Annotated in this window: 12 protein-coding genes and 1 pseudogene; 4 read left to right on the top strand and 9 right to left on the bottom strand. The window is 64.9% G+C overall.

Features of this window, described 5'->3' with window-relative positions:
* The first annotated feature begins 131 nt into the window (after nucleotides 1–131).
* A complete protein-coding gene (locus ACEN9G_RS01670) occupies nucleotides 132–2,399 on the top strand; it encodes a hypothetical protein (protein ID WP_413339955.1) in 2,268 nt (755 codons plus the stop codon).
* 69 nt (nucleotides 2,400–2,468) lie between these two features.
* On the opposite strand, the gene ACEN9G_RS01665 is transcribed toward ACEN9G_RS01670, so the two are convergent.
* From ACEN9G_RS01665 to ACEN9G_RS01640, 6 genes are read right to left on the bottom strand one after another with little or no spacing between them, the layout of a single operon-like run.
* Nucleotides 2,469–3,437 carry a fatty acid desaturase family protein gene (locus ACEN9G_RS01665; RefSeq protein WP_413339954.1) on the bottom strand — a complete coding sequence of 323 codons (969 nt, stop codon included), beginning with the start codon at nucleotides 3,435–3,437 and terminating at the stop codon, nucleotides 2,469–2,471.
* Complete coding sequence (locus ACEN9G_RS01660) at nucleotides 3,424–4,026, bottom strand: phosphatase PAP2 family protein (RefSeq protein ID WP_413339952.1); 603 nt, start codon at nucleotides 4,024–4,026, stop codon at nucleotides 3,424–3,426. Before ACEN9G_RS01660 ends, ACEN9G_RS01665 begins: the two co-directional genes overlap by 14 nt.
* Nucleotides 4,023–5,129 carry a glycosyltransferase family protein gene (locus ACEN9G_RS01655; RefSeq protein WP_413339950.1) on the bottom strand — a complete coding sequence of 369 codons (1,107 nt, stop codon included), beginning with the start codon at nucleotides 5,127–5,129 and terminating at the stop codon, nucleotides 4,023–4,025. The genes ACEN9G_RS01660 and ACEN9G_RS01655 overlap by 4 nt, the downstream gene beginning before the upstream one ends.
* Complete coding sequence (locus ACEN9G_RS01650) at nucleotides 5,129–5,884, bottom strand: hypothetical protein (RefSeq protein WP_413339948.1); 756 nt, start codon at nucleotides 5,882–5,884, stop codon at nucleotides 5,129–5,131. Before ACEN9G_RS01650 ends, ACEN9G_RS01655 begins: the two co-directional genes overlap by 1 nt.
* Nucleotides 5,881–6,873 (bottom strand): hypothetical protein, encoded by a 993-nt coding sequence (locus ACEN9G_RS01645; RefSeq protein ID WP_413339947.1) that lies wholly within the window; start codon nucleotides 6,871–6,873, stop codon nucleotides 5,881–5,883. The genes ACEN9G_RS01650 and ACEN9G_RS01645 overlap by 4 nt, the downstream gene beginning before the upstream one ends.
* 22 nt (nucleotides 6,874–6,895) lie before the next feature.
* On the bottom strand, nucleotides 6,896–7,948 hold the full coding sequence (locus tag ACEN9G_RS01640) for a glycosyltransferase family 2 protein (RefSeq protein ID WP_413339945.1): 1,053 nt from the start codon (nucleotides 7,946–7,948) through the stop codon (nucleotides 6,896–6,898).
* 166 nt (nucleotides 7,949–8,114) lie between these two features.
* Between ACEN9G_RS01640 and ACEN9G_RS01635 the strand changes: the two are divergent.
* A pseudogene (locus ACEN9G_RS01635) lies at nucleotides 8,115–8,270 on the top strand (transposase); the annotation flags it as partial.
* A gap of 766 nt (nucleotides 8,271–9,036) precedes the next feature.
* Nucleotides 9,037–9,498, top strand: coding sequence for a DUF305 domain-containing protein (locus ACEN9G_RS01630; protein ID WP_413339943.1), 462 nt, complete (start codon nucleotides 9,037–9,039; stop codon nucleotides 9,496–9,498).
* A 177-nt stretch (nucleotides 9,499–9,675) separates the two neighbouring features.
* Here ACEN9G_RS01630 and ACEN9G_RS01625 read toward each other — a convergent pair whose 3' ends face one another.
* From ACEN9G_RS01625 to ACEN9G_RS01615, 3 genes are read right to left on the bottom strand one after another with little or no spacing between them, the layout of a single operon-like run.
* The gene (locus tag ACEN9G_RS01625; RefSeq protein ID WP_413339941.1) at nucleotides 9,676–11,061 is read right to left on the bottom strand and encodes an ATP-binding protein; all 1,386 of its coding nucleotides are present in this window, start codon (nucleotides 11,059–11,061) and stop codon (nucleotides 9,676–9,678) included.
* Nucleotides 11,037–11,699, bottom strand: a complete 663-nt coding sequence (locus ACEN9G_RS01620) for a response regulator transcription factor (protein ID WP_413339939.1) — start codon at nucleotides 11,697–11,699, stop codon at nucleotides 11,037–11,039. The genes ACEN9G_RS01625 and ACEN9G_RS01620 overlap by 25 nt, the downstream gene beginning before the upstream one ends.
* Nucleotides 11,696–12,799: a glutamate-cysteine ligase family protein gene (locus ACEN9G_RS01615; RefSeq protein ID WP_483127613.1), complete on the bottom strand. Its 1,104-nt coding sequence runs from the start codon at nucleotides 12,797–12,799 to the stop codon at nucleotides 11,696–11,698. The genes ACEN9G_RS01620 and ACEN9G_RS01615 overlap by 4 nt, the downstream gene beginning before the upstream one ends.
* Nucleotides 12,800–13,041: 242 nt before the next feature.
* On the opposite strand from ACEN9G_RS01615, the gene pbpG reads away from it, so the two are divergent.
* A complete protein-coding gene (gene pbpG / locus ACEN9G_RS01610) occupies nucleotides 13,042–13,968 on the top strand; it encodes a D-alanyl-D-alanine endopeptidase (RefSeq protein ID WP_483127612.1) in 927 nt (308 codons plus the stop codon).
* Nucleotides 13,969–14,045: the final 77 nt, after the last annotated feature.

Raw genomic sequence — 14,045 nt, 5'->3', positions numbered from 1 at the left:
GGGTTTCAGCCCGGCTGGGGCACTGCCGTCTGGTAATGACTTGGCAATCTTCTCTATGTGCCAATCATGACATGCACCTGCATACCTTCAGTGCTGCGGCACCCGTCCGTAGCTGACTCTAGTGAGCACCCATGCCCATCCACATGACGCCTTCTACCCTTAGCGCCAGCGCGCTGGAAGCATTCCTCGACGAAACCGAAGAGGCACTCGAGCAGCAGCTCCAGAGCGAACTGGCGCCGCCTATCATTCGAGGCAACTTACGCTCTGCCATGCAGCGCCACCAGTACCGCGCCGACACGATCGAGAGCGTGCGCCGGCTTGCCAATCTTTGGAGCCGCGCAGGCGAGCCGGATGCCGCCTTGCAGGTGCTGGACCAGGACGGACAGGCCGTGCTGGCCGCCGTGCCGGGTGACGAGTACGACGACACGCAACTGACGCTTGCCCTGACCCGGGTCGAGGTGCTGAGCGACAACCCGGCGCGCGTGCTTCTCCACGCAGAGGCAGCCTACGCACTGCTGCGCAGCATGCCGCACGACGCGCAGTCGCAGGAGGCATGGAGCTATCTCGGCTCGCTCGCCGTCCGCGCGGGCCTCTTTGAACTGGAGCGGCGCTGCATCGAAGGGCGCCATGCTTACCAGTGCGCGCAGGCGACGCGCTCGCCCTACCGCGCATACGACAAGGGTCGTGCGGAACTCTGGCGTGCGCACAGCTACTCGCGCGAAGGCGCAAGCGTACAGGCGCTGGCCGCAGCCGCCGAGGCCATGCATGCATTCCAGGAGGCCGGGCCCGAGCAAGATCTGGATGCGGAGGACTGGCTGTATTTGGGCGACAGCCTTGTGACGTTGATGCCGCAGGGCGTAGCTGCCATCGTGGAACGAGTACATGCACTGGCGGGCGCTTTCACGTTGCCGCTGCCCCGACGTCGCGACATCGCCATTCGCGCAGCGCGTGTGCAGGCGCGCGCACTGTATCAGCAAGGAGCACTTGCGGAGGCGCTGGATGCGGCACGCGCTGGTCGTTACGCGCTTTCCTGTGACGACGATGATGCATTCAGCGCACTCGTACTCGACTGGCTGCTCGAAGCTGGCCAGCAGAGCCAAGCAGCCGAACTGGCATTCGAATGCGCGTTCAACGAACGGGCCATATCGCTCGATCACGCCTGCCGGGTCGCGCTCGCGCAGCTGGCCGATACTGGGGCGAGCGGCAGCCCATACTGGCCCCTGGCGCTGGCCTGGGCCAGCATCGTCGACGCAACCAGGTGGGTCGTTGGCCAGGAAGACCCGACCGAGTTCTTCGAAACCCACATGCGGCTGGCGCGCGCGGCGGATTTGGCGCTATCTGCCATCGACGCCGTCCAAGGTTTGTACCTGATCGATAATGCGCAAGACTACGCTGCCGCCCTGCCGCTGCTGGAGTCGGCGGCACGCAACCCCGAGCTGGCGTCGTCTCAAGTGGTGCCGAAAATCTGGGAATGCCGCATGCGGCTCCATGGCGTCGAGCGCGCTCTGCAGATGCCGTTCGTGGAGGTGGCCTGCGCTGGGTGGTGCTATCACATCGGCGTCGAACTGCAATACGACACGCGCGACGAGCTGGCGCTCGGCAGCGGCTGGCCGAAACAGGCGGTGGACGCACTGGCAGCGCGTTACTACGAGCGCGGCGCGGCGCAGTTCGAACATTTTTTCGCGACCGGACAGGGCATGTACCGCGATGCGGACGTGCATGTCTACTCCATGCTGTGCAATAACCTGGCGATACACTACCGCATCAACACATCGGATTCCCACGCCGCGATCGCACTGCACCGAAAGGGCATCGCAGCGAGCGCTTTCGCCGAACACTACGACGGGGTGATGCACTGCCTGTTCTTGCTGCAAGATGACCCTGGCGCCATCGACGCCGCGGAGAAACTCTGGCACTTCGCGGCCGAATGTGGCTATTCGCGCCACTCGCCAGCTCGCTACATCTATGACTTGGCCAAATGCCTGCATCGCCAGGAACGGGGGGCGGAGATTGCTGTCTGGTTGCAGCGATTGGACGAATGGTGGGACTCGCTTGGCGAGGATGAACGATCCGAGCATGCTGGCGATTACTGGGACACCATGAGCGTTGCCCTTTACTACATGGGCTACAGCCAGGAAGCCGACGCGCTGGCGAGGCTGGAGGCGGTGCTCTTCGAACTGTGCGCCGCCGACCGGCCAATGGCCACACGCATGGCAGCCAGCTGCCTCGGCCGGGCCGGCCAACTAGAGCGTGCCCTAGCTCTGTACCGACAAGCACTCACTCAGACTTACCCTTGCGACGAATGGGGGCGCGAGGAGCGCACCTATGCACTGCACGATTTAGCGGAATGCGAACGGCGGCTCCGCGCCAGCCGACCATGGTGGCGCATCTGGAAGTGACCCGACGCGGTGCAGCAACAGAATGTCGCGGGCCTGGCGTTGGGAACTCCAACCATCAGGTTGGCGTAATCACTTGCTCTGGCGCTCCTCGCTCGGCGTTGAACTTACATCGCGCAAGACCCCAAGATATCCAGGGTACAGATTCGCCTCCGGCAGCAGTCCCTGGTCGACCAACTGCCGATGCACCCTGCCCAAACCATGGAAGGGGATGCGCACGAATAGGTGATGTTCAATATGGTAATGAATCCCGTGCGGGCCGAACAGGAAGGTTTGCCAGGATGGGCGGACGATCGTCCTGGCGTTGCGGCTTTGGTCTTCGCATTCCGGCAGCCCTGCATGTTCCATGATGGCGCGGATGCGTCCGAAGAACTGCAGCAAGGTCAGCGACGGTAGGGTCCAAAGGCCGAGATACAACCATGCATGGCCACACGCAGCCAGCGCGCCCAGGATCAGGCCATTACTGGCCAGCATCGTAGACAGTTCCCACGCCTTATGGCGCGCGCAGTTGTCGAAGGCAGGCACCAAGCCCCGGAAATCGCCGCGCATGAATTTTCTTGCGGTCACGAGATTGCCGACCCCGAACAGGTCGCCGACCAACCGCAGGATCAGCTCGCGCCGCCCGATCGGGTAGTCGTTGACGCCGAAGATGATCGCCACCGGGTCATCGAACCGCATCGGCGCATGGTGATGCTTCAAGTGGCCGGCCCGGTAGGTCTTGAGCGACAGGCACAACGGTCCGGCGGCGAACGCCTGCCCGACGGCGTCGTTAGCCGCTTGCGACGGAAGCAGCAGGCCGTGGGCGCTTTCATGCATCATTACCGCCAGCGCGAGTTGCGTGCGTCCTATCACGATGGCGGCGAGCACGTAGGTCGGCAGGGACGGCCACAGGAGCGCGGCCGAGAACGCGGCCGCGATCAACGCCCAGTCAGCTGCCAGCGCGGCCAGTCCGCGCCATGGCCGCGAACGATAAAGAAGGGCGTCGGGAATGAAGCGGCCCCGTACTTCGGTACCGCTGGAATTTGCCTCACGTGGCGCCATGGAACACCTCCTGTCGTTTCAGCCTTGCCGTGAGCCCGGCGCACAGCAGCGCCATCGACAGGCCACCGGCCACGTCCGCAAGGGTGTGCTGCTTCAATGTCAGCGTCGACAGGCAGATGAGGACACCCGTCGCGGCGACGTACCAGCGATGCGGGGTCGGCCAGACCATCCGGCACGCAAGGCACGTAATGCTGACGTGCAGGCTCGGACAGCCGTTCGATGCCAGGTCCATCATCCACAGCCGTGCGAGGCGCTGGCGCAGGAACGCGTTGTCGATCGTCGCCTGGTCGGGGCGGGGAATCTCCTCCGGGAACCACACGAAGCAGACGAAACTCAGGAGGAACGCCATGGTAGCCGCGCACCTGAAGCTGTCGAAGTCCCGCTCTCGGGCGAGCGCCGACATTGCGATGATAAACGGGAAGAACAGCATGTAGATCGGCCAGGTCAGAGGAACGAATGGAATCGCGCTGTCCGCCGGCGTGGCAAAGTCATAGCGCGGCACTACCAGGCGCTCGATGATCACGAACATGGCCAGTCCGATGGCCATGCCGCCGAAGGCGGTCAATGCCTGCCGCGTAGGCTGCGTCATGCCGGCGTCGCGCACAGCGCGAGAAGGCGGTCGGTCCACGCGTCGACCCGGGCTTGCGCCTGTGCGACGCCGGACGCCAGCGTGGCCGATACGGGCGCGCCGGCTGCCAGGACGGCCACCGCCGCAGCGACCTGGCGCTGAAAGTCGAGTGCGTCACCGCGCCACGTAACTGTCCGGTGCCGGATGCGCAGTTGCATGGCGCGTCTCGCATTGCTGGCCTGTTCGGGCTGGTCCGTGAGCACGAGCACGATCGGCCGGCCATAAACCGTAGCCACCGACAGTGCCGCCATGCCTGGCGCGGACACGATCACGTCAGCATGGGCCGCATGCGTGGCCCAGTCGGGGTCGACGCTCAGCCAGTCACGGCTTGCGGCATAGCCCTCGCCGACGCGATGTGCCGACAGGCCTACGTCTGCAATTCCGGCGCACAAGGCATCAGCGAGGGCGGTGTCGCGGAAATGCGGGTTGAGGTAGACGGCCGCCTCTGCCCGGCCCAAGCGGGGCTGCGGCCCGGCGATCGCGACAGGTGTCGGCAGCCGATGATCGCGGACGTCGACAGCGTCGCCCAGGGCATACGCGAAATCGTGCTCGAAGCGCGCTCGCGCCGCGTCGATCTGCCAGCCGACGCAGCGCCGGAACAAGGGGCCGAAAAACGCGGGGCCGATGCCATCGAAATTGCCGAGGACAGCCTCGCGCAGACTCCCGCCATACACGTGCACGACCTTGCTGCGCCATGGTGGCAGCATGCCCATGACGATTGCGGTAGGGTGGAACGAGTCGTTGATCAGGAGGTCGTTGGCGCGCAGCGCGCGTTGTAGCCGCCAGATATCGCGCAGTATCTTCGTCGGATTCGCCATATAGCCGGCCACATTGCGGTTCGATGCCTGGCGCAGCATGTTCTGGCGGGGGTCGAACTGCATCGCGTAGTCATGCGACAGGATGCGCGCCTGTATGCCGAATCCGCGCAGGAATGCGCAGCCAGCGTGCGAGGTCGTCATCACGTCGACGTCCGCGCCGGCTTGGCGCAACGCATGCACAAGCAGTTGCGCCCGCATCAAGTGGCCGCGCGCATCGGCCGTGGCAAGGTACAGAATGCGCGGCATTACCGGGGACCGTTCCCAGGCGCGATGCGCAAGGCCAGGCCTGCCGCATACAGGGCGATTGCACCTGAAATGGCGAATCCGGTCTCGATCTTCCGCACTTCGGCCAGGACCCGTGCCAGGCACGGCATCTCGGCGGGCGCCACAAGGCGGTGCAGCGTATGGGCACACAGGCGTACGTGTCGGCGTTCGTCCGCCAATACTTGGGAAAACAGCGGGTACAGGGCGTGTCCGGCACCGATCGCTTCGCAGTGGCGCTGCAGAATGCGCACGGCCATCTGTTCCGCGCACAGCACCGTTGCGTAGGACAGGACGACGGACCCGTGGGCGAACGACGGCGCGTGCTTCCGCGCCACCCGGCCCCAGCGGTCAAGCTTGCGCCGGCTTAGCCCGGCCGGAACGCGACGAGAAGAAAGGCGCGGACCCCGGGCGTCCAGCGCCGCGGCGTACAGGACCGTATGGATGTCTTCTTCCTCGAGGTGCTGGGTGATCTGGCGGGTCATCTGGCCATCCCCGTCGAGATGTAATTGGCCGCGCAGGATGTCCAGAGACGCCTCTTCGGCATCGAGGTACATGCTCAGCAATAGCCGCTCGCCCAGCGCACTCGCGTGCAGGTGGTGCAGCGCGCGCCGCTTGATACGATCGACGAGCCAAGCCTGTAGCGCTGGCCAGCCATGCGTCGCAGGCGGGGCCGCAAGGGCGTCCGCGACGTTCGCCAGACCGGCCGGGCTGTCGCCAGCGAGGCGCGGGAGAGTCATGACTTCGGCAGGCTCTGGTCGCGCTGCCAGGCGAGGATCAGCCCCATGAAGCTTTCCTGCATGAAGGCGTGCCCCGAACGGACTGCACCGTCGAAGGGCGTTTCGCGGCCATTGAAGCGGAGGTAGCCCTTGCCATCGCGGGCCCCAAACGCGAGCGCATCATGCTTCTTGAAGCCGCTGTCCTGCACTGCGCGCAAAACGGGCTGGTTTTCCAGGCCGAACAGAAACAGCTCGCGCTGCACGACCCAGCGCGGAATGTGGCTACTCAGTGCGTCGAGCTTGATTTCCCAGTTTCCGCTCCGGAAAGCCTGGTCCACCCCGACGGGGCTGCTTGTGCCGGTCGCTTTGAAGCCTGCCCGCAGGAGAGACTTCGACACCTTTCCAAAGCCTAATCCGACCGTGATCCCGGCCGTCTCCGGATCGCCGCTGTCGCTGGACCTGACCGAGACGACCGAACGTGCCAGCCGTTTTCTCAACGACGGGTCCGCAAACAGTTTGCCGACTTCCGCCGGGGCCATGATCGTGTGCGCATGCGGGCCGTCCCGCACGACGATCTCGTACGCGTCCATCGACACTTGGGAGAAGTTGCCTTCGACGGGCGCATGGACATACGTCTCCATCTCCCATTGCTCGCCCTTGCGCCGTACCAGCACATGTAGGCTCAACGGCACGCGCTGCCCGTCCGTCGCGATGCCGCTTCCTTGCAGCAGCACGTCGCCGACGACGATGTCCTTGCCGACCGGCCCGCTCGAAAAGCGAATCTGTCGACTCGTCGTATCAACCTCCGCTTTTGCCGCCGGGAGGTCGACCGCGATGCGGTTGCAGTCGGCGTTTTCCGCAGCGTCGCCGCCAGCCGGACAACCGCTGGCGGACGCGAAATGGTATACCCCGCGCCCGCTCAGTTCGATCGGGGCGGCGGCGACGTTCACGCCATACAGCAAGAGCGTAGCAATCGCTGCGCGCGAGGCCACCCTGCAAAATTCGTTCATGCTCATCCCCATGGTCGATGGATTAGTGACGGTGATAAGACAGCGCTTCGAGCTTTCGGTCCGGCGCTGGCGAAAATATGGCAACGAGGGAGCGCGTGATTGCGCCGCATGTATCGATTGCCGACAAGCCCAGCAGCAACAACACGCTCAGCGGGCGCTGCAGCCCGCGCAAGGGCGGCAGATCCTGGCGGTTGAGGGCCTTCAGGCTGTAGAACAGGCGGGCGGCCATGACGCACCCCGGACCGATCGGGCCGCTGCGCGCGAGCCATTGGAACGAGCTGGGCAGCTGCGAACGCACCAGGTAGGGCGTTAGGCTGACGCTGTCCTCCCCACGAATCCACCGCAATTTGAACAGCTCGCGACGCGTGTCGGGTAGCCGGTGCTCGGTGTGTGCGTGCACGGCATAATGCAGCTTGATGCCGTCGGCGAGCAGACGTATGCCCATGACCTGGCAGTGGGCGCGATAGACGCCCGGCAATTCCTGGTAGCGATACTTGTCGAAGACCTCGCGCCGGAATGCGACGTTGTTCGCGTAGAAATTGCTGGTCGCGCCAGTTCCCAGCGTACTTGGGAAGTACATGAAGTCGATGGACGTCAGCGCGACGCCGAATGCGCTTGACGAGTAGCTCGTACGGCCGGCGACGACAAGCGGGGCATCCTCTGCAGGTGCCGTGAACGGGAGAAGCAGGTGCTCGAGCCACCGCGTTGCAGGATTGCAGTCAGCGTCACAGAATGCCACGTAATCGCAGCGCTCGGGGTCAGCGTAGTCGAAGCCGGCGTTCTTGGCTTCGTAATAGCTGTCGCTGGCGTCGATGGGGACGAAGTCGATAATCCGGCCCGCGAGCCGGACGATTTCGGCACGCGCGGCAGCATCGATACCGTCGTGCGTAATGATCCACTGTGCCAGCGTGGCAGGTGCGACGGTTTGCAGCGCTAGGCGGGCCACGATACGTTTCAGGCTCGCCAGCGCCTCTTCGACATTGCCGCCGCCGCGCAGGTTGTTCGTTTCAAGGATGAGTGCAGTTCTCGATGCGATAGAACGGACTGCTTCAACCGGGGTCTCGCTTCCGTGCATCCCAACTCCTCGTCGTTTCCTATGGAATATTGCACATTAGTGCAACATATTCCGGGCGGCAAGGGCGGATGGCGTAACCTTTGATCTGCGTCGTCCCCCGGTGTCGGAATAATTGTCGCGTCATCTGATGAAGTAAAACGTTTCGGGGACGGGCAAGAGAGATCGTGTGAGGCGGTATTCAGCAGAACGGAAAGAAGTGCTCCTGCGGCAGATGATGACGCCACAGAACAGGCTGGTGTCAGAGCTGACCCGCGAGAGCGGCATCACAGAGCAAACGTTCTATACTTGGCGCCGTCAACTTCGCAATCAAGGAACAGCGGTCTCTCGGCGCCAGTACCGATGTGGCCCGGGTTGTCGCAGCCAGCAGCCGACGCTGGTGGCGCAACAGTGCGCAAGCTTTGAACCGGATACTGACGATAGCCTATTTTGATCGTCTTGGCATGCCACGACTCACGTGATCCCAACTTCTCGAACCGCCCGGTGCGGACCCGCATGCCGGGGTCGTGTGGGAGGGCACCCGTCAGTTACACTGGCGGCCCCAATCCCGATTTCCGGAATAGAACAGACGAGCACGGCGCCCGCGTGCCCTGCGGGTGAGATTCGAAGCTACGCACATGCTTGCGCGTGCGTGGTCCTCCAGGATGTAGTCGAACCCTTACGCCTCCGCCAGGACAATTGTTTTGAGTGATCTTTAACGTTCATGAGACCCGCAAGCTCCGAGAACTGCGGGTCTTTTGTGTTTCTGGGGCCCGGACTTCACAGCCAATACGAAGCCTGTAATCGGGAACGATCGTGTCCGATGCGGTCGCTGAACTTGAATCTGCCTGTGTTTAAGAGTGGAACCGGAGCTCTGCCGCGGCGCGGTACAACGTTACCCTGGAGTACTGGTTCGACGAGCTCGTGTGGACGGTAAATATGACAGACCTGACGTAGCGGACGATGCATTCTGCGGAAGAGCCGGGGGGCGACTCCATGTCCGGCCGACGCATAAGCTGAGACTCCCGTACGCCACCAACCGGCGATTCACCCTATTATCCTTGCATGCATTGAAAGCAAGAATATTTGCCCAATTTTATCTGGAGGGATACATGGCTACTTATACCCGCTTTGGCTGGATGATTGCTTGTTCCACGCTCGTCATGTTTGACCTGATGTATTTGAATACCTACGAAATCGCGCATGTCCACTTTAGCCAGACTCGGGCGGGGATGGCACTGGTGATGGGTGCGGCGATGGCAATCGTGATGCTGGGTTTCATACTGGGCATGTACGAGGACAGGCGGTGCAATGTAGCCATCTTCGTGGGTGCCTGCGTGATCTTTGCAGTGTCGCTGTGGTTCGTGCGCAGCCAGGCGACGGTCGACGACGTTTCCTACATGCGGGCGATGATTCCGCCCCATTCGATTGCGATCATGACGAGCGAACGCGTCCGAATGCGCGATGCCCGCGTGCGCGAACTGACCGATGGCATCGCCGCTACACAGCGCAAGGAAATTGCGGAGACGGAGGCGTTGATTGCCGATATCGAACGTAGAGGGCCGCAACACTGAGCGTTTTGCAGAATCGGCCCGGATAACGGCGCTGGGCGACGTAACGTCTGGCCGTCGCGTGCCGGCGCTGCGCGGAAGAGTGCGGCAAGATGGGCGCGACGGCCCAAATTGCGCCTGATCTTCGCTTGTTATGTCGAGCGTGATGGCGGCCCGCACCGGTGACGGCCGCGGCGATGGTCATGCTGATGAAGTGGTACGTCGAGGACCTGCCTGGCCATGCACACCGGCGGGGAAAATCACGCGGGCGCGCAGCCCCCGCTCGCCGTCCGGCCGGTCGAGCAGGGAGATCGTCGCGCCGATCCGGTCGACGATCGATGCCGTGATCGCGAGCCCCAGGCCCGAACCGATCTCGCCGCTGCCGAGCACGCGGTAGAACGGATCGAACACGCGCTCGCGCTCGGCGGGGACGATGCCCGGTCCCGTGTCGTCGACGTCGAGAACGATGCGGTCGCTCGCGGCGGTCACGCGGATGTCGATGCGTCCGCCCTCCGGCGTGTAGCGGATCGCATTGTCGACGAGATTCTTGACGAGGATCCGGATGTCCATGGCGCGCCCCGTAACCGACGCATCGGCATCGCCTACCATTCCGAGATCGATCGCCTTGGCCTCCGCCAGCGGCACGAGGTCCTCGAAGGCTTCCTGGATCGCCTTCTGCAACGGTACCTGCGTCAACGGCTCGCCGCCGCCCTCCTGGGAGCGTGCCAGCGTCAGCAACTGGTCGAGCAGGATGCGCGTGCGTGCCAGGCCCGCCGACAGCGCGTCGAGCCTGGCGCGCGCCTCGCACGGCATCTCGGTCGCCGCCAGGCGTTCCGCCTGCAGCGACATGGCCGTCATCGGCGAACGCAGTTCATGCGCCGCGTCCGCGATGAAGCGCCGCTGCAGCGCCAGCGCGCGCGCGGTGCGGGCGATCAGCTTGTTGATCTCGCTGACGAAAGGCCACACCTCGGACGGGAGCGGCGTCCGGTCCAGTTCCCGCAAGTCGTGGCCGCGGCGCTTGCCGAGCTGTACGGCCAGCCTTTGCAGGGGCAGGAACATCGTACGCACCAGCAGCGCCGCCAGCAGGATGAGGACCGGACCGAGGAACAGGATGGGCATCACGGTGCGCAGGGCGCTCGAGCGGGCCGCGGCGTCGCGGACCGCCGTCTGCTGCGCGACGGCGACGCGTACGCCTTTCGCGTTGGTGCGGACGAAGACGCGCCAGGTTTCGTCGCCGATGGCAACCGTCTGCAACCCGTCGGGCAGGGACGGGCCGAAACGCGGGGGCCTTTCCGGTTCGGGAATGCGCGTGCCGGGCGCGTCGATGAAACGCACGACCAGGCGGGCGTCGAAATCGACGTCGCCCACGTTTTCGCGCGCCATCGGCGATGTCGGCACGGCGTCCAGTCTGCTGATGAGGTAGCCGACCTGGCGCAGCTGCGTGTCCTGGCCGCGGTGCGCCTCGGCGGTGGCGGCCATGTAGGAGTAGAGGCCGGCGACGGCGGCGCCGATCAGGATGGCCGCCGAGATCCACAGCGACAGCCTGAAGCGCAACGACGCCGTCAACGGCCCTTCGCGACCATCCATCCAACGCCCCGGACGTTCTTGATGATGTCGCTGCCCAGCTTCTTGCGGATCGAATGGATCAGGAACTCGATCGCGTTGCTCTCGACCTCTTCGTTCCAACCGTAGACCCTGTGTTCGAGTTCCAGGCGGGAGAGGATGGCGCCTGGTCGTACGAGCAGCGCCTGCAGCAGGGGGAATTCGCGCGCCGTCAGGCGCACGGTCGCCGTGCCGGCGCGCGCCTCGTGGGTCGCGGGATCGAGTTCGACGATGCCGTTGCCCAGCACGGTGCTGCCCGTACCCTCGGCGCGGCGGCTCAGCGCGCGCATGCGCGCCAGCAGTTCGCTCATCGCGAACGGCTTGACGAGATAGTCGTCCGCGCCGCCGTCGAGGCCGGCCACGCGGTCTTCCGTCGTTTCGCGCGCCGTCAGCACCAGCACCGGAACGCCGTTGTGCGCCGCGCGGATGCGGCGCAGCACCTCCATGCCGTCCATGCGGGGCAGGTTCAGGTCCAGCAGGACCAGCGCGTACTCATGCACCAGCAGCGCCGTCAGCGCCGCTTCGCCGTCGCATACCCAGTCGGCCGCGTAGCTGGCGTCGCGCAGCGCGTGCTGCACGACGCTGCCGATCATGGGATCGTCTTCCACCAGCAATACTCTCATCGTTCCACTTTCCATGCGGGCACCACCGGGCTGTCGAACATCGTGCTCGCCAGCCGCGCCAGGTCATCCGGCCGGGCGCCGGCGGCCATGTGCGCGGTCAGCCAGCGTGCCTGTCCACCATTATGCAGCAGCTCATCGATCAATACGCACGCGGCCGGGAAGTCCGGATCGTCCGAGCGTGCCGCCAGGCGGGCGAGGTCGTCTCGCACCACGTGAGCTATGCTGTGTTTCTTCCGCGTGCACGGGTCGATCCACGCGCCCAGCACGCCGCGCCGCGTGGCGTTGAAGCGGTTCCATGGATACACGTCGGCGGCCCGCCGGCAGGGCCAGCTGCCGGGGCGTTCCGCGACTTCGACGCACAACTCGCGCGCGTAGCACGCGAGGGCCACGGCATAGGCCGGACGCAAAGGCGCGTCGAGCGCGCGCAGCTCGACCGCCCCATTCCCGGGATCCGGACGGACGTCCCAGTCGACGTCCTCGACGCGCGTGGCGAGGCCGTATCGCGCGAGACGCGCGACATGCTGCACGACATCCTGCCAGCTGCGCAGCGCGGGCGGCATCATGCCGCTGCCCTGGAACCTACCGGCCACGTTGTTGCGTGCGCTGCAAAAGCCCGAGTCCTGCCCACGCCAGTACGGCGAGCTTGCGGAAAGCGCGATGAACAGTGGCGCGCGCTGATTCAGCCAGGCGCCGATGCGCACCGCCTCGTCGGCGCTCGGCGCACCGATCTGGACGTGCATGCCGAAGCCCGCGGCATGGTTGCGTTGCCTGCCGCCTGTCCGGACCGGATGGGTGCCGCCGCCCGCGACCGCGGCCCCGACCGAGCGGGCGGCCCGCCGCACGCAGCACCGCATGTCTTCGAGCGCGTCCGCCGCCGCGCAGTAGCCGTCCAGCGCCGAGGTGGCCACGTCGAGTGTCGTCGCGTCGATGTCCGGCGTCGCCGCCCAGGCCGCGTCCTGCCCTTCCAGCCGGAACGCGATGTCGGGCGCCGCGGGATGCAGATCGTACGTCTCGCGGTCGAGCACCATCCACTCGAGTCCGATCCTCATGCTGCCCGGCCGCGCGGCGGCGAACCGCGGCGGCGGGATCGATCCAGCCATGTTCGACTTCCTTCCCTGAACGCGTGACGAGCGCAAGGATAGGGGGCCTCACTTAGCGAATACTTAGCCGCTGGCGCAGTCGCATTACGCGCCCTGCCGCAGCGGTATGGAGGCATACCGATGGCGCTGCCGGTAACCGGAACCTGGCGTAAACATGAACCGTATTGATTTCCTGACGCTAAGGGTTTGCTAAGTCGGCCTGCCTACCATTGCCGGGTTCCCTCAGCTGCCGATCCGGCGATATGAAATATTTTGCATCTCTCATGCTGGCGCTGGCGTTCCTGTCAGGGCCGGTATCCAGCGTCCAGGCGCGCGCTGCGCGCACCGTCAAGGTCGTCAAGACGAAACCGGCACATACGCACCGGCATGCCAGGCCGCACAGGCGCCATCGGGCGCCGGGGGCGCGGGCGGTCAGGATGGTGGCGCTGAAGTCCAGCGCCGTCCTCATCCTCGACCCGAAGACGAAGGCCGTCCTGTATGGGAAGAATGCGCAGGCCGTCATGCCCATCGCTTCCCTGACGAAGCTGATGACGGCCCTGGTCGTCCTGGAAGCGAAGCAGGACATGGCGGAGGTGCTGGCCGTCACGGATGCGGACGTCGACCGTCTCAAATACTCGTCGTCGCGGCTGCACGTCGGTACGCGCCTGTCGCGCTCGGCCATGCTGCACATTGCACTGATGAGTTCGGAGAACCGCGCGGCGTCGGCGCTCGGGCGGCACTATCCGGGAGGAACGAAGGCATTTGTCGCGGCCATGAATGCGAAGGCACGGGCGCTGGGCATGCGGCGTACGCATTTCGTGGAACCGACCGGCCTGTCGAGCGCCAACGTCTCCACGCCGGAAGACCTGGCCCGTCTCGTCGTTGCCGCCGAACGCCATGCGCTCATACGGCGGTATTCGACGGACCGGCATTTCACGATTCGCCAGGGCCGGCAGCATACCGACTACCACAACACGAACCGGCTGACGGCAAACCCGCGCTGGAAGATCCGGCTGCAGAAGACGGGTTACATCGCCGAGGCCGGCCGTTGCATGGTCCTGCACGCCACTGTCGCGGGGCGCCCGACGGTCATGGTGTTCCTCGACGCGCAGGGAAAATTTTCCCGTGCGGCCGACGCCAACCGGGTGCGCGCATGGCTGGCCAGAAACCGGCTCGCGGCACGCGGCTGAGTCCGCACTCGCAGCGATTGAACTTGGGCGGCAATCGTGCAACGATTTGATGCATCGCCGCAAGAAATGTTTGGACA

It is taken from the genome of Massilia sp. Masssp94 (assembly GCF_059491305.1).
This window is presented reverse-complemented; position numbering and strand designations above follow the sequence as displayed.